Source organism: Kitasatospora sp. NPDC015120, from assembly GCF_043080305.1.
Taxonomy (GTDB): Bacteria; Actinomycetota; Actinomycetes; order Streptomycetales; family Streptomycetaceae; genus Kitasatospora.
The window spans coordinates 31,879-56,145 of record NZ_JBIBVJ010000032.1 but is presented as its reverse complement, the minus strand read 5'-3'; the positions used below and the strand labels follow the sequence as shown (position 1 = coordinate 56,145).

The following is a 24,267-nucleotide window of genomic DNA, read 5'->3' as shown; positions in this document are numbered from 1 at the left end:
CGCCCGGTTACATTCCGAACCCGGAAGCTAAGCCTCACAGCGCCGATGGTACTGCAGGGGGGACCCTGTGGGAGAGTAGGACGCCGCCGAACAATCATTCAAAGCCGCGGCCCCCAGCGATTCGCTGGGGGCCGCGGCTTTTTGCGTAGGTGCGCAGGTGTGCACGACCGGCAGAACGGGACTTCCGCCCAGACGCGGGGCGTCCCTCGATGCCGGACAATGGAGATGGTGCACGGCCAGAAGGCCGGCGCCGAACCGCGTGAGGGCAGTGGTGCTGCCCGCTCCGCGGTGGAGATGAAGCAGCAGAAGGAGTCACCACGATGGCGAACCAGCCTCAGGACCGTCCCGAGCGTCGATCGGACGACGGCCGCGGCTACGAGCCCCGGTCTCGCGGGGGCTGGTCGAACGACCGTGGTCCGCGCCGCGACGACCGCCGCGACGACCGTGGCGGCGACCGCGGCGGTTTCCGTCGCGACGACCGTCCCTCCGGCGGCTACGGCGGCCGGGACCGCGACGACCGTGGTGGCGACCGCGGCGGCTTCCGCCGTGATGACCGTCCGGGCGGCTACCAGGGCGGCGACCGTGGCGGTTTCCGTCGCGATGACCGTCCGTCGGGCGGCTACGACCGCGGTGGGCGTGACGACCGTGGTGGTTTCCGCCGTGACGACCGCCCCGCCGGTGGCGGCTTCCGCCGTGACGACCGTCCGTCGGGCGGGTACGACCGTGGCGGCCGTGACGACCGTGGTGGTTTCCGTCGTGACGACCGTCCGGCCGGTGGCGGCTTCCGTCGCGATGACCGTCCGGGTGGTTTCCGTCGGGACGATCGTGACGACCGTCCGCGCCGTGACGACCGTCCGTCGGGCGGGTACGACCGCGGTGGCCGTGACGACCGTGGCGGCTTCCGCCGCGACGACCGTCCGGCCGGTGGCGGTTTCCGTCGCGATGACCGTCCGGGTGGTTTCCGTCGGGACGACCGTGACGACCGTCCGCGCCGCGACGACCGCCCCTTCCGCGACCGTGACGACCGGGGTGGCGACCGTGGTGGTTTCCGCCGCGATGACCGCCCCGCCGGTGGTGGCTTCCGTCGTGACGACCGTCCGTCGGGCGGGTACGACCGCGGTGGCCGTGACGACCGTGGTGGCTTCCGCCGGGACGACCGCCGGGACGACCGTGGCGGCTTCCGCCGTGACGACCGGGGCGACCGCGGCGACCGTGGTGGCTTCCGCGGCGGCCGTGACGACCGGGGTGGCTACCGCGGTGGCCGCGACGAGCGCGGCGGCCGGGACCAGGACGACCGCCGGGGCAACTACGAGCCGGTCAAGCGCCTGCCGATCCCGGAGGACGTCACCGGCTTCGAGATCGACGCGGACGTGCGCCAGGAGCTCAAGAGCCTGCCCAAGACGCTCGCCGACGACGTCGCCCGCAACCTGGTGATGGTCGCCCGCCTGCTCGACAGCGAGCCGGAGGAGGCCTACCAGTACTCGCGCGTCGCGCTGCGGCTCGCCTCGCGCGTCGCCGCCGTCCGTGAGGCGGCCGGTTTCGCCTCGTACATGACCCAGCGTTACTCGGAGGCGCTGACCGAGTTCCGCGCCGCTCGCCGGATGACCGGCCGGGCGGACCTGTGGCCCGTCATGGCCGACTGCGAGCGCGGTCTCGGCCGCCCGGAGCGGGCGCTGGCGATGGCCGGTGAGCCCGAGGTCAAGCAGCTGGACAAGGCCGGTCAGGTCGAGATGCGCCTGGTCGCGGCCGGTGCGCGCAGCGACATGGAGCAGTTCGACGCGGCCGTCGTCACCCTGCAGAGCCCCGAGCTGGCCTCGCCGGCCGTGCACTCGTGGACCGCGCGTCTGCGGTACGCCTACGCCGAGGCGCTGATCGCGGCCGGCCGTGCCGAGGAGGCCCGCGACTGGTTCGCCAAGGCCGTCGAGGCGGACACCGACGGCACCACCAACGCCGCCGAGCGCCTCGCCGAGATCGACGGCGTGGAGTTCGTGGACGCCCTCGACCCGGAGCTCGCCGAGGAGGAGGCCGAGGAGACCGCCGCCGAGCCGGCCAGGCGCAAGGGCGGGGAGGCCTCGGATGACGAGGTCATCTACGAGGACGACGAGGACGTCGAGGAGTACTACGACGAGGACGACCTGGAGATCGACGAGGACTTCGACGGCGAGGTCCCCGAGCGTGCCCCGGTCGCCGAGCAGGCCGACAAGGCCGAGCAGGCCGACGAGTCCGGCAAGTAAGCGCCCGGCCTGACCGACGAGTGAGGCCCTGCCGCGCCCCGGGAGATCCCGGAGTACGGCAGGGCCTCACTGCGTGTCGGCCGGGTCGCCGGCCGCGAGGCGGGGGCGTCAGCCGAGTTCGAGGTTGCGCAGCACCAGCCCGGTGGCCGGCTTGGGACCGAAGGAGGTCGACTTGCGCGGCATGGTGACGCCCTGTTCGGCGAGCCGGCGGACCACGCTCTCGCGCACCGGGTGCAGCAGGACGGCCGTCCCCCCGGAGCGGGCGGCCTCGCGTTCGGCGGCGGCCGCGGTGTGCAGGTAGCCGATGTCGTCGGGGCTGTCGGGCACCCGCCAGGTGTGGTCGAGCAGGGTGGCGTGCAGCACGGTGGCGTCCAGGTGGCGCCACTCCTCGGGCTTGTCGTGCGGCACGGTGGCGTCGAGGAGGCGTTCGTCGGGGTCGCCGACGAGCCGGTAGACGCCGTCCCCGCCGGTCAGCAGGAAGCTGCTGCCGCCGTGGCGCTTCTGTTCGGCGAGGGCCTGCAGGGCGGTCTCCAGCGGGCCGGGGACCTCCTTGACCCGCCACTGGTCGCCGAGCCGCCGCAGGGCCTCGGCCACCGGCAGGCGGTACAGCACCCGGTGGATGGCCCGCACCCGCAGTGGGTAGCGGGCGGTGTCGACCAGCAGCACCAGGCCGCGGTCCCAGGGGCTGCGCGGCAGGTGGCGGTGTTCGCGCTGGAGCCGCAGGTACATCTCCCAGCGGTGGTGGCCGTCGGCGATCAGGGCCCGGCAGGTGGCGAGGTCGCGGCCGACGGCGGCGATCTCGGCGGGGTCGGTGACCGCCCACAGCCGGTGGTGGGTGCCGTCGGACGTGGTGGTGGTGAGCAGCGGTTCGCCGCGTACGGCGCTCTCGACGACGTCGGACGCCCCGCCGCCGCCGCGGTAGGTGAGCAGCAGCGGTTCGAGGTTGGCCCGGGTGGTGCGCATCAGGCCGACCCGGTCGGCGACCGGCCGGGGCATCACATCCTCGTGCGGGAGGACGACGCCGGCCTCGCTGCCGCTGACGGCGAGGGCGCCGATCAGCCCGCGTTGCAGCAGCTCCGGGGTGTCGCCGCTGGCGGGCACCCGCTGCTCGTAGACGTACAGGGCCGGGACCGGGTCGGCGGCCAGGACGCCCTCGCGCTGCCACTCGCGCAGCAGCCGGGCGGCGTGCCGGTAGCGGGTGTCGCGGTCGGGGCGGTCGCCGGTGTCCTCCGGTTCGGGGCGCGGCAGGATCAGCCGGACGACGTTGTGCGGGTCGGCGGTCTCCAGGTCGAGCCGGCGGCCGGGGTCGACCACGTCGTACGGCGGTGAGGTGACGGCGGCCAGGGCGCCGACCCGGTCGGGGACGTACCTGAGGCCGCGGAAGGGGGACAGGGACAGACCTGCGGTGGCGACGTGCCCGGGATCGCCGGGGCCGCCGTGCGGAGACTCCGCTCCGCTTTCTGCACTGGGTGTGCTCATTCTGGGCATCGTAACCGGGTACGCGTTGTTCAGAGATCGGAACACCCGGCCGGTCCGGCGGGCGGGTGTCGTGACCGAGGGCGAGGTACGGCGTGGACGAGCGCGACGAGCGGGTGGACGACGGTGCTGGTGGCAGCGCTGCCGGGGCCGTCGGCGGCGGTGTGCCGGAGCAGCAGCGGCGGTCCGGGGAGCCGGAGGGCGACGTCTACGAGTGGTTCCGCCGGGGGGTGAAGCTGCTCGCCCAGGGCAACCCGGCGGCGGCCGAGCAGCTGCTGGCCCGGGCGGCCGCGGCGGAGCCGGCGTCGCGCAGCATCCGGGAGGCGCTCGCCCGGGCGCAGTACGACGCGGGCTCGTACGCGGCGGCGCTGGAGAACTTCCGGGCGGTGGCGCTGGCGGATCCCTCGGACGACTACGCTCAGTTCGGGTGGGGTGTGGCGGCGGCCCGGCTGGGGGACTTCGAGACCTCCGCCGAGCACCTGGCGCTGGCCGTGGCGATGCGGCCGGACACTGACCACTACCGGGCGGCGCTGCGCCAGACCCGGGCGACGCTGGCGGCCCGGGCCGGGGCGTTCGGCCCGCTGCTGCCGGGGGCGCCGGGGTACCTGGAGCCGCCCCGGGGCCGGGATTCCGGGCCGGGGCCGGGAACCACGGGGGGCCCGGAGCCGACGGATGAGCGGGACCGGCAGGACGGCTGAGCCCGGCCCGGCGGCACCCGCCGCGATGACGGCACGGGCGAGCACGACGGCACCGACGAGCACGACGAGCACGACGAGCACGACTGACGCGATGAGTGAGGTAGAGCAGGCATGACCGAGACGGCCACCACCGTGCGACGGACCGCCCCGGGCGGCAGCGAGCTGCCGCTGACCGAGGCGTACGACACGGCGCTGCTGGACCTCGACGGCGTGGTGTACGCCGGACCGGACGCGATCGAGCACGCCGTGGACTCGCTGGCGGCGGCCCGCGCGGCCGGGATGCGGCTGGCGTACGTCACCAACAACGCCTCCCGCCCGCCGCGGGTGGTGGCCGCGCACCTGAGCGAGCTGGGCGTGCCGGCCGAGCCGGAGGACGTGATCAACTCCGCGCAGGCGGCGGCCCGGGTGCTCGCCGAGAAGCTGCCGGCCGGGGCGAAGGTGCTGGTGGTGGGCGGCCTGGGGCTGGAGGAGGCGCTGGCCGAGCGCGGCCTGGTCGCCGTCCGCACGCTGGCCGAGGAGCCTCAGGCGGTCGTCCAGGGCTTCGACGCCTCGGTGGGCTGGACGCACCTGGCGGAGGCCTCGTACGCGGTGCAGTCCGGGCTGCCGTGGGTGGCGTCCAACACCGATGTGACGGTCCCGACCGCGCGCGGGATAGCGCCGGGCAACGGGATGCTGGTGGCGGCGGTGCGGGCGGCGACCGGGGTGGAGCCGGAGGTGGCGGGCAAGCCGCTGCCGCCGATGCACCGGGAGACGGTCCTGCGGACGGGCGCCAAGCGGCCGCTGGTGGTCGGCGACCGGCTGGACACCGACATCGAGGGCGCGTTCAACGGCGGGGTGGACAGCCTGCTGGTCTTCACCGGGGTGACGACGGCGGCGCAGCTGCTGGCGGCCCCGGCCGAGCACCGGCCGACCTACCTGGCGGCCGACCTGCGGGGGCTGCTGACCGGGCACGCGCCGGTCACCGCGCAGCCGGGCGGCGGGTTCTCCTGCGGCGGGTACACCGCGGTCGCGCAGGACGGCGTGCTGCGGCTGGAGGGCGTCGGGGCGGACCGCTGGGACGGGCTGCGGGCGCTGTGCGCGGCGGCGTGGACGGCGCTGGACGCGGACGGCAACCCGGCGGACGGCCGGAAGGCGCTGGCCGAGCTGGGGTTCTGAGCCCGGTGACCGGGCGGGTCAGAGCAGGGTGCGCAGTCGCAGCAGGTCGCGGAAGCCGGCCTCCAGCCTGACCCGTCCGGCCGCCCAGGCGGACGCGAAGTTGAGGCCGCCGTCGACCAGGGCGACGAGGTCGTCGCTGCTCATGGTGAGCCGGATGTCGGCCTTCGCGGCGGGGGCGCCGGGGGCCTGCCGGAGGTTCTCGATGCTGCCGCCGCGCAGCCGCCCGGTGAAGGTGAGGTCCAGGTCGGTGATCCGGCAGCTCAGCGAGCGGTCCAGCTCGGCGGCCTTGCGGACGTCGCCGGTGGCCTTGGCGAGGTTGCGGCTGAGCTGCTCCAGCGCCTGGCGGCACTCCTCGGCGTCGGCCATGGCGGCGGATCCCCTCCTTCTGCGGGCCGCGGCGCCCCGGCGGGTGGCCGGGCCCGGCGGCGGGTGACTGCCGGGCCACGGTACCGCAGGACGTGTTTGGCGGTAGCGTCGTCCGTGGGATGCCCGGATTCGTCCGGGCGTCGACGCGACGGAGCGATGCGCGCAGGCGAATGGGAGGCACCCGGATGCTGCCGAGGACGGTACGAGGAGCGGTGGCGGCCGCGGCCGTGCTGGTGGAGGAGGTCGGCAAGCGGGTCGTCGGGACGGCGGCCGGCCTGCTGGAGAAGGGCGGGATCGACGTCGCGGAGGTGGAGCGCCGGCTGGGCGGGCAGTTCCCCCCGTCGGCGAAGTCCCTCCAGACGCTGGCCGAGGAGGCGGTGACCGCCGGGCGGGCCGGGGTGGACCTCGCGGTGGGGGTGGCGCGCGGTGAGGTGGAGAAGGCCTTCGAGCGGGTCGGCGACCAGGTGACCAAGGTGGGGGTGGTGCTGGCCTACCTGGAGAACAAGCTGCGCGAGGTCGAGGAGGACGAGGCGGCGGGACGCGACGGGTCCGTGCCGCCCGCGCCGCCCGCCCCGCCCGCGCCCCGGGCCGGCGGGCTGTTCGAGCAGGGCTGGGAGCGGGAGACGGCGTCCTCGGCGGAGGCCGAGCGGATAGCGGTGGACGAGCCGGTGGAGGTCGACCCGCCGGTGCCGCCGGTCGCGGAGGCCGCCCCGGCGACCGCGGCGGCCCCGGTGGCCCCGGTGGCCCCGGCTGCGACGGCGCCTCCGGCGAAGAAGGCGGCCGCCGGGAGGACCGCCGCGCAGCCGCCCGCGAAGAAGACCGCGGCGAAGAAGACGGCGGCGGTGAAGAAGACCGCAGCGGCGAAGACCGCGGCGACGAAGACCGCGGCGACGAAGACCGCGGCGAAGAAGACCGCCGTGAAGCGGACCCCGGCCGCGGCGAAGAAGACGGCCACCGAAAGGACCACCGCCGCGCCCGAGGCCGACGGGACCGGCCGGGACCAGCCGCCCGCCAAGCGCACCACGGCCAGGAAGACCACCGTGCGCCGGACCACCACGAAGAAGCCCGATGCCTGATCCGCAGACCCGGCCCGATCCCCATACCGCCGCCGCCCCCACCCCCGTCCCCCTCCCCGCCACCGACCCGGCCGACGGACCCCTGCCGGGCACCGGCGAGCCGCTGCCGCTCGGCGTCGACCTGGCCCCCACCGGGCACCCGGCGGTCGACGCCGCCCTGGCCCGGCTGGAGGTACTGGACGGGGTGCCGACCGACGCCCACGTCGCGGTGTACGAAGATGTCCATCGGCGGCTGGCCGACACGCTCGCCGCTCTCGACCGGGACTGACCGGGCGAACGAGAACCATCCGTAGGAGCTGAAACACCAGTGGCAGTGGCACGACGCCGACTCGACGCGGAGCTGGTCCGCCGCAAGCTGGCCCGGTCGCGGGAGCACGCCTCCGAGCTGATCGCGGCCGGCCGGGTGACCGTCGGCGGGACCACCGCGACCAAGCCGGCGACCCAGGTGGAGACCTCGGCGGCGGTCGTGGTGGCCAAGGACGAGAACGACCCCGACTACGTCTCGCGCGGCGGCCACAAGCTCGCCGGGGCGTTCGCGGCGTTCGTCCCGCAGGGCCTGGTCGTCGAGGGCCGCCGGGCGCTGGACGCGGGCGCGTCCACCGGCGGGTTCACCGATGTGCTGCTGCGCGCCGGGGCCGCCCACGTGCTGGCGGTGGACGTCGGCTACGGGCAGCTGGCCTGGTCGCTGCAGAGCGACGAGCGGGTCACCGTGATGGACCGCACCAACGTCCGCGAGCTGACCCCGGAGATGATCGGCGGCGACCGGGTCGACCTGGTGGTCGGCGACCTGTCGTTCATCTCGCTGGGCCTGGTGCTGCCCGCGCTCTCCGGCTGCGCCGCCGAGGACGCGGACCTGGTGCTGATGGTCAAGCCCCAGTTCGAGATCGGCAAGGAGCGCCTCGGCAGCGGCGGGGTGGTGCGCAGCCCGCAGCTGCGCGCCGAGATGGTGCGCCAGGTGGCGGCGCAGGCGTGGGAGCTGGGACTGGGCGTGCGCGCGGTCACCGCGAGCCCCCTGCCCGGACCGTCCGGGAACGTCGAGTACTTCCTGTGGATGCGCCGGGACGCGCCGCCGCTGGACCCCGCGGAGGCGGACCGGGCCGTCGCCGAGGGCCCCCGATAGGGTGCTCTGCGGACGTCCGGTCCGTCATGCTGGGTGGCGCGGCCGTACCGGGCCGACGAGGACCCGGCCGGCGTAGGGAGAGGGCAGCGGGCATGAGTGATGAACGTACGGTCTTCCTGATCGCGCACACGGGTCGCGAGGCGGCCCTGCGCAGCGTCGAGGGACTGGTGCACGGCCTGCTCAAGGCGGGGATCCGGATCAGACTGCTGGCGGCCGAGGCGGTCGACCTGGACCTGCCGGACGGCGTGGAGACGGTGGCCGGGGGGCCGGGCGCGGCGGACGGCTGTGAGCTGATCCTGGTCGCGGGCGGGGACGGGACGCTGCTGCGCGGGGCGGAGCTGGCCCGCGAGCACGGCCTGCCGATGCTCGGCATCAACCTGGGCCGGGTCGGTTTCCTGGCCGAGGCGGAGCGGGACGACCTCGCCGTGGTGGTCGAGCGGGTGGTGGACGCCGACTACGAGGTCGAGGAGCGGATGACCCTCGATGTGATCGTCCGGACCAACGGCGACGTGGTGCACCACGACTGGGCGCTGAACGAGGCCTCGATCGAGAAGGCGTCCCGGGAGCGGATGCTGGAGGTGGTGACCGAGGTGGACGGCCGCCCGGTGTCCAACTTCGGCTGCGACGGGGTGGTGTGCGCCACGCCGACCGGCTCGACCGCGTACGCGTTCTCCGGTGGCGGGCCGGTGGTCTGGCCGGAGGTGGAGGCGCTGCTGATGGTGCCGATCAGCGCGCACGCGCTGTTCGCCCGCCCGCTGGTGACCTCGCCGGACTCGGTGCTGGCGGTGGAGGTGCAGCCGAAGACCCCGCACGGGGTGCTGTGGTGCGACGGCCGGCGCTCGGTGGAACTGCCCGCCGGGGCGCGGGTGGAGGTGCGCCGGGGGCAGACGCCGGTGCGTCTGGCCCGGCTGCACCGGGCACCGTTCACCGACCGGCTGGTGGCGAAGTTCGCGCTGCCGGTGACCGGCTGGCGCGGCCGGGCCGACACCCACTGAGCCCGCCGGGCCCGCCGGACCCGCCGGACCCGTCGGCCCCCCGGTTCGGGCGGCCCCGGCGGGCGGTCAGACCGCGAGCGGCTGGGTGTCGTCGGCGCCCTGCCAGCGCCCCTCCTCCTCGGCGCGCGCGGCGACCTCGGCGAGCCGCCGGACGGCGTCCGGCACGGCCGGGGCGGCCGTGGTGAGCGGGAGCCTCAGGTGGTGCTCGAAGGCACCGTCGGAGCCGAACCGGTTGCCGGCGGCGATCCGGACCCCGGCGCGTTCGCCGGCCCGGGCCAGGGCCGCCCCGGAGACCCCCGTGGTCGCGACCCAGAACGACAGGCCGCCCGGCGGCAGGGTGAACCGCCACTGCGGCAGCTGCTCGCGCAGGGCGCCGGACAGCGCCCCGGCGGTCTCCCGCAGCCGGTCCAGCTGGTGCGCGCGGACGGCCGGGAGGTCCTCGGTCAGCAGCTCGGCGGCGATCAGCTGGTCCAGGACGGGCGCGCCGACGTCGCTGTGGACGCGGGCGGCGGCCAGTCGGCGGACCAGGGAGGGCGCGGCCCGCACCCAGCCGATCCGCAGGCCGCCCCAGAGCAGCTTGCCGGCCGAGCCGACGGTGATCACCTGGGCGGCGCGGTCCAGGGCGGCCGTGGGGCGGGGCGGGGCGACGCCCTCGGGCAGGCCCCAGCCCAGTTCGGCGGTGGTCTCGTCGGCCAGCACGACGGTGCCGGCGGAACGGGCGGCGGCCAGCAGCTCGCGCCGCTGCTCCTCGTCGATCAGCGTGCCGGTGGGGTTGTGGAAGTCGGGGATCACGTAGGCGGCCTTCGGCGCGGCCCCGTTCAGCACCCGGCGCCACTCGGCGAGGTCCCACCGCTGGGCGGGGGTGAACGGCACGGGGACCAGCCGGGCCTCGGCGAGCCGCAGGGCCTGGAGGGTGTGCGCGTAGCTGGGCGCCTCGACGGCGACCCGGTCGCCGCGGCCGAGCAGGGTCTGGCGCACCAGGTGCAGGGCGCCCATCGCGCCGATGGTGATCAGGATCTGGTCGGGGGTGGTCGGCAGTCCGCGCTCGGCGAAGCGGCGGGCGACCGCCTCGCGCAGCACCGGGACGCCGGTGGGGTAGTGGCCGTGCCCGGCGGCGTACGCGGGCAGCTGCTCGACGGCACGGGCCGCGGCCGCGGAGAGGAAGGGCTGCGGGGCGGGCAGGGCGGCGACGCCGAGGTCCAGGATCCGGCCCTGCTCGTCCGGCGGCACCGGGTGCAGGGCGTCGCCGGGCGGGGCGGAGCCCTCGGGCAGGGCGGTCCAGCTGCCGGAGCCGCGGCGGCTGCGCAGGTAGCCGTCCGCCCGCAGGGCCTCGTACGCGGTGGCCACGGTGGTGCGGCTGAGCCGCAGGGCGACGGCGAGCTCGCGCTCGGCGGGCAGCCGGGCGCCGACCGGCAGCCGGCCCTCGGAGACCAGCAGCCGGATCCGGGCGGCCAGCGTGCGGTACGCGGGGCGGCGGGCGGTGCCGGGCGGCTCGGGCAGCCGGGCGCCGTCGAGCAGCCGGGCGAGGGCCGGGGAGGTCACGGTGGTCTGCCAGTCGGCCATGCGAATCAGTCCACTTGGTGGGGATTGGCCCTGTCGGGGGCCGTATTGGCCTGGCCATCATGACAGGGCGGCCGTCACGTCCGCCACCGCCCGGCCCACGGCCCGGCGGTGCAGCACCACCGGCACGGAGATCCCATGGCCACCACCGCGCGCACCCGCCCCTCGCCCTCCCCGTCCGCCGCCGCCCCCGGGCGGCCCGGCCCCGCCGCCCGCGTCCTGGGCGACACCCACGCGCTCGGCCGCCGGCTGCCGCAGCTGTTCGCGGGCCTGGCGCTCTACGGGGCCAGCATGGGCCTGATGCTCCGCTCCGGCCTCGGCCTGGACCCCTGGGACGTCTTCCACCAGGGCCTGCAGCGCACCGCCGGCCTCTCGGTGGGCGCCTGGGTGACGATCTGCGGCGCGCTGGTGCTGCTGCTGTGGATACCGCTGCGCCAGCGGCTGGGCGTCGGCACCGTCGCCAACGTCCTGGTGATCGGCGCGGCGATGGACGCCACCGCCCGGGTCGTCGACGGCCCCGGACCGCTGCCGGCCCGGATCGCGCTGATGGCCGCGGCGATCGTCCTCAACGGCCTGGCCACCGGCCTCTACATCGGCGCCCGGCTCGGCCCGGGCCCGCGCGACGGCCTGATGACCGGCCTGCACCGGCGCACCGGCCGCTCGCTGCGGCTGATCCGCACCGGCATCGAGCTGTCCGTGCTGGCCGCGGGCTTCCTGCTCGGCGGCACGGTCGGCGTCGGCACCGTCGCCTACGCGCTGGCCATCGGCCCGCTCGCGCAGCTCTTCCTGCCCTGGTGCACCGTTCCCGCCGCGGACTTTGGCGAGGAGCCCGCCACCGGGCCGGAAAAGGCGGCCGCGGACTCCCGGAACGGATGAACTTCACGGCACGGAGTTGCCGCGCGGCGTTGTCGCTCGTCGCGCGGCGGGGGCGGAACCTCGTAAGGTCGTCTCCGTGTTGGACGAGATGCGGATACGGGATCTTGGGGTCATCGACGACGCGGTCGTCGAGCTCGCCCCCGGCTTCACCGCCGTGACCGGCGAGACCGGCGCCGGCAAGACCATGGTGGTGACCAGCCTCGGCCTGCTGCTCGGCGGCCGCGCCGACCCGGGCCTGGTGCGCAACGGCAGCGCCCGCGCGGTCGTCGAGGGCCGCCTCGACCTGCCGCCCGGCTCCCCGGTGGCCGCCCGGGCCGTGGAGGCCGGCGCCGAACTGGACGACGGCGCGCTGCTGGTCAGCCGGACCGTCTCCGCCGAGGGACGCTCGCGCGCCCACGTCGGCGGCCGGTCCGTCCCGGTCGGCCTGCTCGCCGAACTCGGCGAGGACCTCATCGCCGTGCACGGCCAGACCGACCAGCAGCGGCTGCTGCGCCCGGCCCGCCAGCGCGGCGCCCTCGACCGGTACGCCGGCGAGTCCGTCGCCGAACCGCTGGCGCGCTACCGCGAGGTCTACCGCCGGCTGCGCGAGGTCTCCACCACCCTGGAGGAGCTGACCACCCGGGCCCGCGAGCGCGCCCAGGAGGCCGACCTGCTGCGCTTCGGCCTCGACGAGGTCGCCGCCGCCGAGCCGGTGGCCGGCGAGGACGAGGAGCTGTCCGCCGAGGCCGAACGGCTCGGCCACGCCGACGCGCTCTCCTCCGCCGCCACCCTGGCGCACGCCGCGCTGGCCGGCGACCCCGCCGACCCGGAGGCGCTGGACGCGGGCACCCTGCTCGCCCAGGCCCGCCGCGCCCTGGACGCCGTGCGCCACCACGACGAGCGGCTCGCCGCCCTCGCCGACCGCCTCAACGAGGTCGGCTACCTGCTGGCCGACGTGGCCGGCGACCTCGCCGGCTACGCGGACGACCTGGACGCCGACCCGGTCCGCCTCGCCGCCGTCGAGGACCGCCGGGCCGTGCTGGCCCAGCTGCTGCGCAAGTACGGCGGCCCGGAGAACACGCTGGCCGAGGTGGTCGCCTGGGCCGAGGCCGGCTCCGCGCGGCTCGCCGAACTCGACGGCGACGACGAGCGGATCGACGAGCTCGGCGCCCAGGAGACCGCGCTGCGCGCCGAACTGGCCGACCTCGCGGCCGAGGTGTCGGCCGCCCGCCAGGCCGCCGCCGGGCGCTTCGCGGACGCCGTCTCCGCCGAACTCGCCGAGCTGGCCATGCCGCACGCCCGGGTCACCTTCTCGATCACCCGCCTCGACGACCTGTCCGGCATCGAGATCGAGGGCCGGACCGTCGCCTACGGCCCGCACGGCGTGGACGAGGTCGAGGTGCTGCTCGCCCCGCACCCCGGCGCCCAGCCCCGGCCGATCGCCAAGGGCGCCTCGGGCGGCGAGCTCTCCCGGGTGATGCTCGCCGTCGAGGTGGTCTTCGCCGGCGCCGACCCCGTCCCCACCTACCTGTTCGACGAGGTGGACGCGGGCGTCGGCGGCAAGGCGGCGGTCGAGATCGGCCGCCGGCTCGCCAAGCTGGCCGAGAGCGCCCAGGTCGTCGTGGTCACCCACCTGCCGCAGGTGGCGGCCTTCGCCGACCGGCACCTGGTGGTCGAGAAGACCCACGACGGCACCGTGACCCGCAGCGGCGTCAAGGTGCTGAACGACGAGGAACGGGTGCGCGAACTCTCCCGGATGCTGGCCGGCCTGGAGGACTCCGAGCTCGGCCGGGCCCACGCCGAGGAACTGCTCGCCGCGGCCCGCGCCCCCCGCCGGCGCTAGCGCCGACGGCCGTCCGCGGCCGCCGGGCGGGCCGCGCGCCACGCGTGCGGTGCCGGTCCGCCCGGACGGCCCTCACGGACCGGTCGCGACGCGCCCCACCGGGGGCGCCGACTGTCCAAGAGGGCCGCCGACCTGGCATGGTGGCCGCTGGACACTGGCCTTCCTGTCCCGAGCGCCGCCGGCGGGAAACCCCCGCCCGGGGCGCGCGTAGCTGATCGAGTCGGATGCGAGACGACGTGGACCATTCCGCCGCCCGGGCCGCTGCGGCCACCCCCGAACCGGGGCAACTGAACGTGGTGCTCGTCCTGGCCGCCAGTTCGGGCGGCATCGGCGCGCACGTGCGCTCCCTGGCCCAGGGCCTGGTCGCGCACGGAGTGGGCGTCACGGTGTGCGCCCCCGCCGCCGCGGACGCGCTGTTCGGCTTCTCCCGCACCGGCGCCCGGTTCCACCTGGTCGACATCACCCCGACCGCGGGCGCCCGCAGCGACGCCACCGCCATCGGCGAGCTGCGCCGCGCCTTCACCGGCGCCGACGTGGTGCACGCCCACGGGCTGCGCGCGGCCCTGCTGTCCGACCTCGCGCTGCGGACCGCCGGCCGCTTCCCGGGCCTGCGCCCGGAGACGCCGCTGGTGGTCACCGCGCACCACGCGCTGCTCGCCACCGGCATGGAGCGCCGCCTCCAGCGGCTGATGGAGCGCCGGGTGGCGCGCGCCGCCGACCTCGTCCTCGGCGCCTCCTCGGACCTGGTGGCCCGGGCCCGGGAGCTCGGCGCCACCGACGCCCGGCTCGGCCCGGTCGCCGCCCCGCCGATGCCCGAGGGCCGGCTGGGGCGGGCCCGGGCCCGGGCCGAACTGCTCGACGGGGGGCCGGAGCGCCCGCTGGTGCTGGCGGTCGGGCGGCTCGTGCCGCAGAAGGCCTTCGGGCTGCTGCTGGACGCCACCCGGGAGCTGTCCGCGGCGGACCCGCAGCCGCTGCTGGTGCTCGCCGGGGACGGCCCGGAGGCCGCCGGGCTGCGGGAGCGGGTCGCGGCCGAGAAGCTGCCGGTGCGGCTGCTCGGCTACCGCACCGACGTGCCCGACCTGCTGGCCGCCGCCGACGTGCTGGTGCTCTCCAGCCGCTGGGAGGCCCGGTCGCTGGTGGTCCAGGAGGCGATGCGGGCGGGCGTGCCGGTGGTGGCCACGGCCGTCGGCGGCATCCCCGAGCTGGTCGGGGACGCCGCCGTGCTGGTCCCGCCCGGGGACGCGGCCGCGCTCGGCCGGGCGGCCCGCGAACTGCTGGCCGACCCGGCGCGCCGCGAGCGCCTGGTGGCTGCCGGCCGGCAGCAGGCGCAGACCTGGCCGGACGAGGCCGCCACCGTCGCCCAGGTGCTCAGCACCTACGACGAACTGGTGCAGCGCAACGGTTAGGGCGTGCGCCGCGGCCCGGGCGGGGGCTCAGACGGTGGCCTGCTCGCCGACCCGGTCGGCGGCCGGGCCCTCCGGCTGGGCGGAGAGGTAGGCCCCGCCGCAGGCGGTCAGCCGCAGCGCGGTGTCGATCAGCGGCACGTGGCTGAAGGCCTGCGGGAAGTTGCCGACCTGCCGCTTGAGGCGCGGGTCCCACTCCTCGGCGAGCAGCCCGAGGTCGTTGCGCAGCGACAGCAGCCGGTCGAACAGCTCGCGCGCCTCCTGCACCCGGCCGATCATCGCGAGGTCGTCGGCCAGCCAGAACGAGCAGGCCAGGAAGGCGCCCTCGTGGCCGGAGAGGCCGTCGACGTTGTTGCCCGACTCGTCGTGGGTCGGGTAGCGCAGCACGAAGCCGTCCTCGGTGGCCAGTTCGCGCTGGATCGCCTCGATGGTGCCGATGACGCGCTTGTCGTCCGGCGGCAGGAAGCCGACCTGCGGGATGAGCAGCAGCGAGGCGTCGAGCTCCCTGCCGCCGTAGTACTGGGTGAAGGTGTTGCGGCCCGGGTCGTAGCCCCGCTCGCAGACGTCCCGGTGGATGGTGTCGCGCAGCTCCCGCCAGCGCTCCAGGTGGCCGCCGGGCGGGGCGTCCTCGGGGGTCTGCTCCAGCAGCTTGATGGTGCGGTCGACGGCCACCCAGGCCATCACCTTGGAGTGGACGAAGTGCCGGCGCGGGCCGCGCACCTCCCAGATGCCCTCGTCCGGCTCCTGCCAGTGCTCCTCCAGGTACTCGATCAGCCGCAGCTGGAGGTGGTGGGCGTGGTCGTTGCGGACCAGGCCGGTCATGTGGGCCAGGTGCAGCGCCTCGACGACCTCGCCGTAGACGTCCAGCTGGAGCTGGCCGGCCGCGCCGTTGCCGACCCGCACCGGCTGGGAGCCCTCGTAGCCGGGCAGCCAGTCCAGCGAGGACTCGGTGAGCTCGCGCTCGCCGGCGATGCCGTACATGATCTGCAGGTTCTCCGGGTCCCCGGCCACCGCGCGCAGCAGCCACTCGCGCCAGGCCTTGGCCTCGTCGCGGTAGCCGGTGCGCAGCAGCGAGGAGAGGGTGATCGCGGCGTCGCGCAGCCAGGTGTAGCGGTAGTCCCAGTTGCGCTCGCCGCCGATGTCCTCGGGCAGCGAGGTGGTGGGGGCGGCGACGATGCCGCCGGTGGGCGCGTAGGTGAGGCCCTTGAGGGTGATCAGGGAGCGGACCACGGCCTCCCGGTAGGGGCCCTGGTAGGTGCACTGGCCGACCCACTCGTGCCAGAAGTCGGCGGTGGCGTCGAGCACTTCCTCGGCGTCCGGGGCCTTGGGCGGCTCCAGGTGGGAGGCCTGCCAGGTGAGCGCGAAGGCGATCCGCTCGCCGGCCGCGACGGTGAAGTCGGCGTAGGTGGTGAGGTTGCGGCCGTAGGTGTCGGCCTCGCCGTCCAGCCAGACCGAGTCGGGCCCGGCCATGGCGACGGTGCGGTGGACGCCGTCGGGCTGCTCGACCCGGTGCACCCAGGGGACGACCCGGCCGTAGCTGAACCGCATCCGCAGCGCGGAGCGCATCCGCACGGTGCCGGCCACGCCCTCGACGATCCGGATCACCTGCGGGACGGCGTCCTTGCCGGCCAGCGGGCGCGGCGGCATGAAGTCGATCACCCGGACGGTGCCGCCCTGGCAGTCCCACTCCTGCTCCAGGATCAGCGAGTCGCCCCGGTAGCGGCGGCGGTCGGCGGGCACGGCGGGGGCGGCGGCGGTGGGCGGCGGGATCCGCAGGTCGCCGGTGTCGGTGAGCCGGTTGCGCCCGGCGGCGGGGACGGGCTCGGCGGCGGGGGCGGGCAGGTCGGCGGCGACCGCCTCGGCGGGGCCGATGCGCCAGAAGCCGTGTTCGTCGGTGCCGAGCAGTCCGGCGAAGACCGCCGGCGAGTCGAATCGGGGCAGGCAGAGCCAGTCCACCGCTCCGTCCCTGCTGACGAGGGCGGCGGTCTGCATGTCCCCGATGAGTGCGTAGTCCTCGATACGGCCGGCCACGTGATCTCCAGTTCGCAATGTGGTCACGACGCATCGGCGATCCGAGGGGGAGCCTGCGGGTGTGGCGGGACCGGGGACCACCCCGGGACGTCCGGCCCGCCGCGGGTGGTGGCGGGCCTTGCTGGAGTGTCCGCGAGGGCTCGGTCGAGCCTCTGGGTGGGGGAGAGCGGGAATTACGGGGAGGTCCGGTCGCGCATCGGGGACCGAGAGGTTCCTGACCCTCCCACGCCCTCCGCGGCTCATGTTGTCGGCGATGCGTCCGAGCAGCTTACGACGGACGAAAGGGGCGAAGCACGCGGGCGCAGCGCGAGGTGGCCCCGCATTTCGGCGGAAATACCGCGCATCGCGGGGGAGGCCGACAGGATGGCTCGGAAGGATCAGCTCCGGATGGCACGAAACGGGGGTCCGCCATGGCCCGGCCGAGCCGGTCCGGACCGCCGGGAGGTGGCCCGCCCGGGCCGGTGGTGCGACACCTGTGACATCTGCGCCGGGTGATGCGCCGGTGGCGCGCCCGGCGTACGCCCCCGGGAGCGTCCCCGGGGATCCCGCCCGCGAAACCGGCTCCACGACGCCACGCGCGGGCGGGCCGGAACGCGTTCGGGCCGGGGCACTGATACCCTGGTATCCCGTGGACCGGTGGGATCAAACGCCCCGGACCGGCCGAACCGACGACCTCAGGGCGCAGTGCCCCGCACCGCCCGCCCCCGTCGAGACGGCGCGCCGCGAGCCTCCCACCACGTCACCTTCGACTCGCGACCCACGGGAGCCCCCTCTTGGCACAGCCCCATTCCGGCAAGGCATCGAACGGCCGCGCCGTGACGACCAAGCACCTCTTCGTCACCGGGGGTGTCGCCTCGTCGCTCGGCAAGGGCCTCACCGCCTCCAGCCTCGGTGCCCTGCTCAAGGCCCGCGGCCTGCGCGTCACGATGCAGAAGCTCGACCCGTACCTCAACGTGGACCCGGGCACCATGAACCCGTTCCAGCACGGTGAGGTCTTCGTCACCGACGACGGCGCCGAGACCGACCTCGACATCGGCCACTACGAGCGGTTCCTGGACACCAACCTGCACGGCTCGGCGAACGTCACCACCGGCCAGGTGTACTCGACCGTCATCGCCAAGGAGCGCCGCGGCGAGTACCTCGGCGACACCGTCCAGGTCATCCCGCACATCACCAACGAGATCAAGTCCCGGATCCGCCGGATGGCGACCGAGGACGTCGACGTGGTGATCACCGAGGTCGGCGGCACCGTCGGCGACATCGAGTCGCTGCCGTTCCTGGAGGCCGTCCGCCAGGTCCGCCACGAGGTCGGCCGGGACAACGTCTTCTTCGTGCACGTCTCCCTGCTCCCCTACATCGGCCCCTCGGGCGAGCTGAAGACCAAGCCGACCCAGCACTCCGTCGCCGCGCTGCGCAACATCGGCATCCAGCCCGACGCCATCGTGCTGCGCGCCGACCGCGAGGTCCCGCAGGCCATCAAGCGCAAGATCTCGCTGATGTGCGACGTCGACGAGGAGGCCGTGGTCGCCGCGATCGACGCCAAGTCGATCTATGACATCCCCAAGGTGCTGCACGGCGAGGGCCTCGACGCCTACGTCGTCCGCCGCCTGGACCTGCCGTTCCGCGACGTGGACTGGACCACCTGGGACGACCTGCTGCGCCGCGTCCACGAGCCGCAGCACATCGTCAAGGTCGCCCTGGTCGGCAAGTACATCGACCTGCCGGACGCCTACCTGTCGGTGACCGAGGCGCTGCGCGCCGGCGGCTTCGCCAACAACGCCCGGGTCGAGATCAAGTGGGTCACCTCCGACGACTGCGAGACCCCCGAGGGCGCGCAGGAGCAGCTCGGCGACGTCGACGCGATCTGCATCCCCGGCGGCTTCGGCGACCGCGGCGTCAACGGCAAGGTCGGCGCGATCACCTACGCCCGCGAGAACCGGATCCCGCTGCTGGGCCTGTGCCTGGGCCTGCAGTGCGTGGTCATCGAGGCCGCCCGCAACCTGGCCGGCCTGCCCGAGGCCAACTCCACCGAGTTCGACGCCGCCGCCAAGCACCCGGTGATTTCCACCATGGCCGAGCAGCTGGCCATCGTCGACGGCAAGGGCGACCTGGGCGGCACCATGCGCCTGGGCCTGTACCCGGCCAAGCTCGCCGAGGGCTCGATCGTCCGCGAGGTCTACCACGGCGAGCAGTACGTCGAGGAGCGCCACCGCCACCGCTACGAGGTCAACAACGCCTACCGGGCCGACCTGGAGAAGACCGGCCTGGTCTTCTCGGGCCTCTCCCCGAAGGGCGACCTCGTCGAGTACGTCGAGTACCCGCGCGAGGTGCACCCCTACCTGGTGGCCACCCAGGCCCACCCGGAGCTGAAGTCCCGTCCGACCCGCCCGCACCCGCTGTTCGCGGGTCTGGTGAAGGCCGCGATCGAGATCAAGACGGCCCCGGCCGGCGCCGAGTAGGCACCCGCGTTCCACCGGACGGCGGCCCCGCGATGCCTGCGGGGCCGCCGTCCGGCGTTAGATTGTGTCGTACTGACGAAAAGGGGAGACGTGATGGACGACCGCAGCACCGCCGATGTCGCCGACCGGGCCGAGGAATGGGAGGTGCGGGGGAGCACCACCCCGTTCCAGGGCCGGGTCACCGGAGTGCGCAGCGAGGAGGTCCGGATGCCCGACGGCAGCTGGGCCCGCCGCGACTACCAGACCCACCCCGGTTCGGTCTCCGTCCTCGCGCTGGACGACCGGCAGCGGGTGCTGGTCCTGCGCCAGTACCGCCACCCCGTGCGCCAGCGGCTGTGGGAGCTGCCGGCCGGCCTGCTCGACGTGCCCGGCGAGAACCCGCTGCACGCCGCCCAGCGCGAGCTGTTCGAGGAGGCGCACTGCAAGGCGGGCACCTGGCGGGTGCTGGTCGACTTCTACACCTCTCCCGGCGGGACGGACGAGGCGCTGCGGCTCTTCCTCGCCACCGACCTCGCCGAGGCGGAGGGGAAGCGGTACGAGGCGCACGGGGAGGAACTGGAGCTGGAGTCCGCCCGGGTGCCGGTGGAGGAGCTGATCCGGCTGATCCACGCCGGGAAGCTGCACAACCCCACCCTGATCACCGGCACCCTGGCGCTCTACGCGGCCCTGCACGGCCCCGGCGGCCTGGACGCCCTGCGCCCCGCCGACTCGCCCTGGCCGGCGCGGCCGTTCTCCTAGGCCCGCCCGCGGGGCGCTGTGTGCCGGTGCTCGTCGCCCCGGCACTCCCTCCTGCGCCGGCCCTCCTTCCTGCCCGCCGGCGGGCAGGGGGCCGTGTCGCTCCTCGCTCGTGGGCGGGGCGGCGGGGGGTTCCGGGCCGGGCTTCGGCCGGCGGGGTGATTTGCCGATTCGTACGACCGGATGTCACCTCGGCCGGAGCGGGTCGCCGAACTACGCTTCGCAGACGGGGCGTCCGCTGCGGGCCGCCTCCGGGAGCGGGCGAGGTCGGGAGTGGCGCGGGTGGCGAGGAAGACGGTGACGATGGAGGCCGGGGCCGGCGCGTCCGCCGAGCGCGTTCCCGGGCTGGACCGGCTGCCCGCCGGCCCCGCCCTGTTCGTGGGCCGGCGCACCGAGCTGGCCGCGCTCCGGGCCGCCGCCGCGCGGCCGGCGGAGGGCCGCAGCACCGTCCTGGTGCTGGCCGGCCGGCCCGGTTCGGGCCGGACCGCGCTGGCCGTGCGGTTCGCCGTCACCGTTGCCGCCGAGTACCCCGACGGCGTGCTCTTCGCCCGGCTGTCCGCCCCCGACGGCGGCCGGGTGCCGCCCGCACGGGTCGCCCGCCGGCTCATGGAGGAGCTCGGCGTGGACACCGCCGGCGTCCCGCTGCCCGGCGCCGTCGAGGACAGCCGGGACGATCCGGCGTGCGTGGCGCTGCGCGCGGCACTGGCCGGGCGCCGGGCCCTGCTGCTGCTGGACGACGTCCGGGACGCCGGGCAGCTGTGGCCGCTGCTGGCGGACGAGCCCGGCTGCCTGGTGCTCGCCACCACCGCCGGGCCGCTCACCGGCATCGAGGACATCGACCCGGTCATCCTCGGCGGGCTGGACCGCCCGGCGGCCGTCGAACTGCTCGGCGACCTCGTCGGGGGGACCAGGATCGGCTGCGACCCGGTCGGCGGGGCGGACCTGGCGGAGGCCTGCGGCTCCCAGCCGGCGGCGCTGCGGCTGATGGCGGGGCGGCTGCGCAGCAAGCCCGAGCTGGCGGTGACGGAGGCGGCGCAGGAGCTGGTGCGGGCCGTCGCCGAGGCCTCCGCGCCGGGAGCCGCTGCCGCGTCCGCTGCCGCCGGCGCGGCCGGGACTGCGGCGGAGACGAAGGCGGCCGAGCCCGTCGAGGAGGCGAGGCCGGAGCCGGCCGCGCGGCCCGCGCACCCGGTGCCGGCGAAGAAGAAGAGGAAGGGGAGCGGCCAGGCCCCGAGGACGGAGACCCCGAGGACGGAGACCCCGAAGGCGCAGGCCCCGAGGGCGCAGGCCCCGAAGGCCGCCGGGCCGGAGCCCGTCCTGACGCCCCCGGCCGAACCGGCCCGCGACCCGGCCGCCTGGGTGCGGCCCGCACCGGAGCCCGCCGAGCCCGTCCCGGTGCCGGACAACGACCCGCTGGTCGGCGCCTTCACCCTCGCCTACGCGGGCCTGTCCGCCGCACAGGCGCGGATGCTGCGCGCGCTCACCCTGGCCCCCGCCCAGTGCGCGGACCTGCGCACCGCCTCCGCGCTCGTCGGCTGCCCGGCCCCGGAGGCCGCCGTGACGCTCGCCGCGCTCGCCGAGCGGGAGCTGCTCACCGAGGAGCCGCCGGCCCCCGACGGCACCGCCCGCTACCGCGTCCCCGGCCGCCTGCACCCCCGGCTGGTCCGGCTGCGCGAGCGCGAGGACCGGCCCGCCGAGATCGAGCTGGCCCGGGCCCGGCTGCTGGAGCGGCTGGTCCGGCTCGCCGAGTCCGCCCGGGCGCTGCTCGACCCCGCCGCCGGCCCCGGCCCCGACCCGCTGCCCGGCCCGCTGCGGCTGAGGTCCGCCGCCCACGCCCGGCAGTGGCTGCTCGGCGAGCGCGACCTGCTGCTCGGCGCGGTCGCCGACGCGATCGGCCAGGGCGACCTCGACGGCTCGGCCGGCCGGCTGGTCACCGCGCTGCTGCGGGCACTGCCGCTGACCGGCGCCGCCGCCCCGGCCGACCTCTTCCAGCTGCACGAGCTGGTGCTGACCGTGGCCGAGCGGCACGGCCGCCCGCGCCGGGCCTCCGCCGCGCTGCTCAACCTGGGGGACCTCCAGGCCGCCGCCGGCCGCTGGGAACCGGCCCTGGGCCACTACCGGGCCGCCCTGGAGCACGCCCGGACCGCCGACGACGAGGCGCTCTGTGCCCGCGCGCTGGAGGGCGCGGCAGGCTGCCACCGGGCGCTCGGGGACGCGGTGCGCGCCGCCGACTGGTACGGCCGGGCGCTCGGCCTGCGGCAGTCGATGGGGGACCACGCCGCCGAGGCCCGGCTGCTGGCCCGGATCGCCGAGGCGCACACCGCCCAGCGCCGCTTCGAGGAGGCCGAGCGGGAGTACCGGGCGTCCCTCGCGGTGCTGCGCCGGATCGGCGACGAGCGCGGCCGGGAGGCCGTCGGCACCGCCCTCGCGGACCTGCGGGAACGCGTCCTGGCCGGGTGGTAACAACCGTTCCGGGAGTATTGTCGAAGATGCCCGGACGGTGCCCTTTGGCAGGAAGATCACGCGGGAAGCCTACGAACCTGCCAATGTCTCCGGCAGATTTATTCACTTTGGAAGGCTGACAGGCCGCCTGGGCTTCATTACACTCGAACTCAGTCGCGCAGCGATCCGTGCCCCGGTGTCTTCCGGAGGCTTCCCCCCGTGCGCGTCGCCCGCCGGTCTTCTCCGGTAGGGACCCCCATGGCAAGAGGACGTGTTTAGCCGTGAAGGTCGGCATCCCCCGCGAGGTCAAGAACCACGAGTACCGCGTGGCCATCACGCCTGCCGGTGTGCATGAGCTGGTCCGCAACGGACACGAGGTCTACATCGAGGACAACGCCGGTGTCGGCTCCTCGATCCCCAACGAGGAGTACGTGGCCGCCGGTGCCACCATCCTCCCCACCGCCGACGAGGTGTGGGCCACCGCGGACCTGGTGCTGAAGGTCAAGGAGCCCATCGCGGAGGAGTACCACCGCCTGCGCAAGGGCCAGACCCTCTTCACCTACCTCCACCTGGCGGCCGACCGGCCCGGCACCGACGCGCTGCTCGCCTCCGGCACCACCGCCATCGCGTACGAGACCGTGCAGCTCGCCAACGGCGCCCTGCCGCTGCTCGCCCCGATGTCCGAGGTCGCGGGCCGCCTGGCCCCGCAGGTCGGCTCGTACCACCTGATGCGTCCGGCCGGCGGCCGCGGCACCCTGCCCGGCGGCGTGCCCGGCACCCACCCGGCCAAGGCCGTCGTCATCGGCGGCGGCGTCTCCGGCTGGCACGCGGCCACCATCGCCATCGGCATGGGCTACGACGTGACCCTGCTGGACCGCGACATCAACAAGCTGCGCGAGGCCGACAAGATCTTCGGCACGAAGATCAAGGCCATCATGTCCAACGCCTTCGAGCTGGAGAAGGCCGTCGTCGAGGCCGACCTGGTCATCGGCGCCGTGCTGATCCCGGGCGCCAAGGCCCCGAAGCTCGTCACCAACGAGCTGGTCTCCCGCATGAAGCCGGGCTCCGTGCTCGTCGACATCGCCATCGACCAGGGCGGCTGCTTCGAGGACTCGCACGCCACCACGCACGCCGAGCCGACCTTCAAGGTCCACAACTCGGTCTTCTACTGCGTGGCCAACATGCCGGGCGCCGTCCCGAACACCTCCACCTATGCGCTGACCAACGCGACGCTGCCCTACGTCGTCGAGCTGGCCAACCGTGGGTGGAAGGAGGCGCTGCGCCGCGACGCCGCGCTCGCCAAGGGCCTGAACGTGCACGAGGGCCAGATCACCTTCGCCGCCGTCGCCGAGGCGTTCGGCCTGGAGTCGGTCTCCCTGGAGTCCGTGCTCGCCTGAGTGTGACGTGCGTTGCCCCCGGCCCGGTTTCCTCCGGGCCGGGGGCTTCGCCGTGCCCGTGCACGGGGGGTCACCGGGGGCGCCCGGCCACCGTGTGAACGAGGGGTGAATCCGGTGATGACATCGGGGGCGCAGGGTGCGGGTCGCTCTGTCGTCAATCTCCGTCGGTCGTATCACCCGACCCCGGAAAGCCCGGAGTCAGGGCCCCTCGACTCCCTTGACAGAGGGTCGCCCGATCGTCGACACATCCTGCCCACTACCGTGGATTGTGTTGCTGCGAACGCCTTGAACGGCCTAGAGTCGCAAACCGTCGGCATGCTGCCACGCTGACGAATCGACATAGAGTCCTGGATGCCCAAGGAGGTAAGACGACTTGTGAATGAGTCGACATTTGCTCCCGGGGGTGGTCAGCCAGGACTGGCGGC

General features: G+C 75.3%; 18 protein-coding genes, 1 rRNA gene and 1 pseudogene. 16 read left to right on the top strand and 4 right to left on the bottom strand.

The genetic code is table 11. The features are described from left to right. The 3 genes and pseudogenes from rrf to ACF1AK_RS34960 all read left to right on the top strand — a co-directional run. Positions 1-92, top strand: a 5S ribosomal RNA gene (gene rrf / locus ACF1AK_RS34970); the annotation flags it as partial. 207 nt (positions 93-299) lie between these two features. Continuing rightward, positions 300-1,220: pseudogene (locus ACF1AK_RS34965) on the top strand (hypothetical protein); the annotation flags it as partial. A 150-nt stretch (positions 1,221-1,370) separates the two neighbouring features. After that, positions 1,371-2,234 (top strand): hypothetical protein, encoded by an 864-nt coding sequence (locus ACF1AK_RS34960; protein WP_391502862.1) that lies wholly within the window; start codon positions 1,371-1,373, stop codon positions 2,232-2,234. Between the two features lie 108 nt (positions 2,235-2,342). Here ACF1AK_RS34960 and ACF1AK_RS34955 read toward each other — a convergent pair whose 3' ends face one another. Next, complete coding sequence (locus ACF1AK_RS34955; protein WP_391502861.1) at positions 2,343-3,713, bottom strand: DUF1015 family protein; 1,371 nt, start codon at positions 3,711-3,713, stop codon at positions 2,343-2,345. A gap of 92 nt (positions 3,714-3,805) precedes the next feature. Here ACF1AK_RS34955 and ACF1AK_RS34950 point away from each other — a divergent pair, with 92 nt between their 5' ends. Further along, complete coding sequence (locus ACF1AK_RS34950) at positions 3,806-4,408, top strand: tetratricopeptide repeat protein (protein ID WP_391502860.1); 603 nt, start codon at positions 3,806-3,808, stop codon at positions 4,406-4,408. Positions 4,409-4,519: 111 nt separating this feature from the next. After that, on the top strand, positions 4,520-5,563 hold the full coding sequence (locus tag ACF1AK_RS34945) for an HAD-IIA family hydrolase (RefSeq protein WP_391502859.1): 1,044 nt from the start codon (positions 4,520-4,522) through the stop codon (positions 5,561-5,563). 18 nt (positions 5,564-5,581) lie between these two features. Here the strand turns inward: ACF1AK_RS34945 and ACF1AK_RS34940 are convergent, their stop codons facing one another. After that, positions 5,582-5,929, bottom strand: coding sequence for an alkyl sulfatase C-terminal domain-containing protein (locus ACF1AK_RS34940; protein WP_391502858.1), 348 nt, complete (start codon positions 5,927-5,929; stop codon positions 5,582-5,584). 185 nt (positions 5,930-6,114) lie between these two features. Between ACF1AK_RS34940 and ACF1AK_RS34935 the strand changes: the two genes are divergently transcribed. From ACF1AK_RS34935 to ACF1AK_RS34920, 4 genes are all read left to right on the top strand, one after another. Beyond that, positions 6,115-7,005, top strand: a complete 891-nt coding sequence (locus ACF1AK_RS34935) for a hypothetical protein (protein WP_391502857.1) — start codon at positions 6,115-6,117, stop codon at positions 7,003-7,005. Next, positions 6,998-7,273 (top strand): hypothetical protein, encoded by a 276-nt coding sequence (locus tag ACF1AK_RS34930; protein ID WP_391502856.1) that lies wholly within the window; start codon positions 6,998-7,000, stop codon positions 7,271-7,273. The genes ACF1AK_RS34935 and ACF1AK_RS34930 overlap by 8 nt, the downstream gene beginning before the upstream one ends. 45 nt (positions 7,274-7,318) lie before the next feature. Beyond that, positions 7,319-8,125 carry a TlyA family RNA methyltransferase gene (locus tag ACF1AK_RS34925; RefSeq protein ID WP_380295802.1) on the top strand — a complete coding sequence of 269 codons (807 nt, stop codon included), beginning with the start codon at positions 7,319-7,321 and terminating at the stop codon, positions 8,123-8,125. A 92-nt stretch (positions 8,126-8,217) separates the two neighbouring features. Continuing rightward, positions 8,218-9,120, top strand: a complete 903-nt coding sequence (locus tag ACF1AK_RS34920; RefSeq protein ID WP_391502855.1) for an NAD kinase — start codon at positions 8,218-8,220, stop codon at positions 9,118-9,120. A gap of 66 nt (positions 9,121-9,186) precedes the next feature. Here the strand turns inward: ACF1AK_RS34920 and ACF1AK_RS34915 are convergent, their stop codons facing one another. Continuing rightward, positions 9,187-10,683 carry a PLP-dependent aminotransferase family protein gene (locus ACF1AK_RS34915; RefSeq protein WP_391502854.1) on the bottom strand — a complete coding sequence of 499 codons (1,497 nt, stop codon included), beginning with the start codon at positions 10,681-10,683 and terminating at the stop codon, positions 9,187-9,189. Between the two features lie 135 nt (positions 10,684-10,818). Here ACF1AK_RS34915 and ACF1AK_RS34910 point away from each other — a divergent pair, with 135 nt between their 5' ends. From ACF1AK_RS34910 to ACF1AK_RS34900, 3 genes are all read left to right on the top strand, one after another. Beyond that, positions 10,819-11,556 carry a YitT family protein gene (locus ACF1AK_RS34910; protein ID WP_391502853.1) on the top strand — a complete coding sequence of 246 codons (738 nt, stop codon included), beginning with the start codon at positions 10,819-10,821 and terminating at the stop codon, positions 11,554-11,556. An 88-nt stretch (positions 11,557-11,644) separates the two neighbouring features. Next, positions 11,645-13,378 carry a DNA repair protein RecN gene (gene recN, locus ACF1AK_RS34905; protein ID WP_391502864.1) on the top strand — a complete coding sequence of 578 codons (1,734 nt, stop codon included), beginning with the start codon at positions 11,645-11,647 and terminating at the stop codon, positions 13,376-13,378. A gap of 224 nt (positions 13,379-13,602) precedes the next feature. Beyond that, positions 13,603-14,784, top strand: coding sequence for a glycosyltransferase family 4 protein (locus ACF1AK_RS34900; RefSeq protein WP_391502852.1), 1,182 nt, complete (start codon positions 13,603-13,605; stop codon positions 14,782-14,784). 27 nt (positions 14,785-14,811) lie between these two features. Here the strand turns inward: ACF1AK_RS34900 and ACF1AK_RS34895 are convergent, their stop codons facing one another. Beyond that, positions 14,812-16,812, bottom strand: a complete 2,001-nt coding sequence (locus ACF1AK_RS34895; protein WP_391502851.1) for a glycoside hydrolase family 15 protein — start codon at positions 16,810-16,812, stop codon at positions 14,812-14,814. Between the two features lie 815 nt (positions 16,813-17,627). On the opposite strand from ACF1AK_RS34895, the gene ACF1AK_RS34890 reads away from it, so the two are divergent. From ACF1AK_RS34890 to ald, 4 genes are all read left to right on the top strand, one after another. After that, entirely contained in the window at positions 17,628-19,271 is a 1,644-nt protein-coding gene (locus tag ACF1AK_RS34890) for a CTP synthase (protein ID WP_391502850.1), read from the top strand. Between the two features lie 93 nt (positions 19,272-19,364). Then, a complete protein-coding gene (locus ACF1AK_RS34885) occupies positions 19,365-20,009 on the top strand; it encodes an NUDIX domain-containing protein (RefSeq protein WP_391502849.1) in 645 nt (214 codons plus the stop codon). A 279-nt stretch (positions 20,010-20,288) separates the two neighbouring features. Continuing rightward, a complete protein-coding gene (locus tag ACF1AK_RS34880) occupies positions 20,289-22,466 on the top strand; it encodes a tetratricopeptide repeat protein (RefSeq protein WP_391502848.1) in 2,178 nt (725 codons plus the stop codon). A 260-nt stretch (positions 22,467-22,726) separates the two neighbouring features. Next, positions 22,727-23,842 (top strand): alanine dehydrogenase, encoded by a 1,116-nt coding sequence (ald, locus tag ACF1AK_RS34875; RefSeq protein ID WP_391502847.1) that lies wholly within the window; start codon positions 22,727-22,729, stop codon positions 23,840-23,842. Positions 23,843-24,267 lie beyond the last annotated feature (425 nt).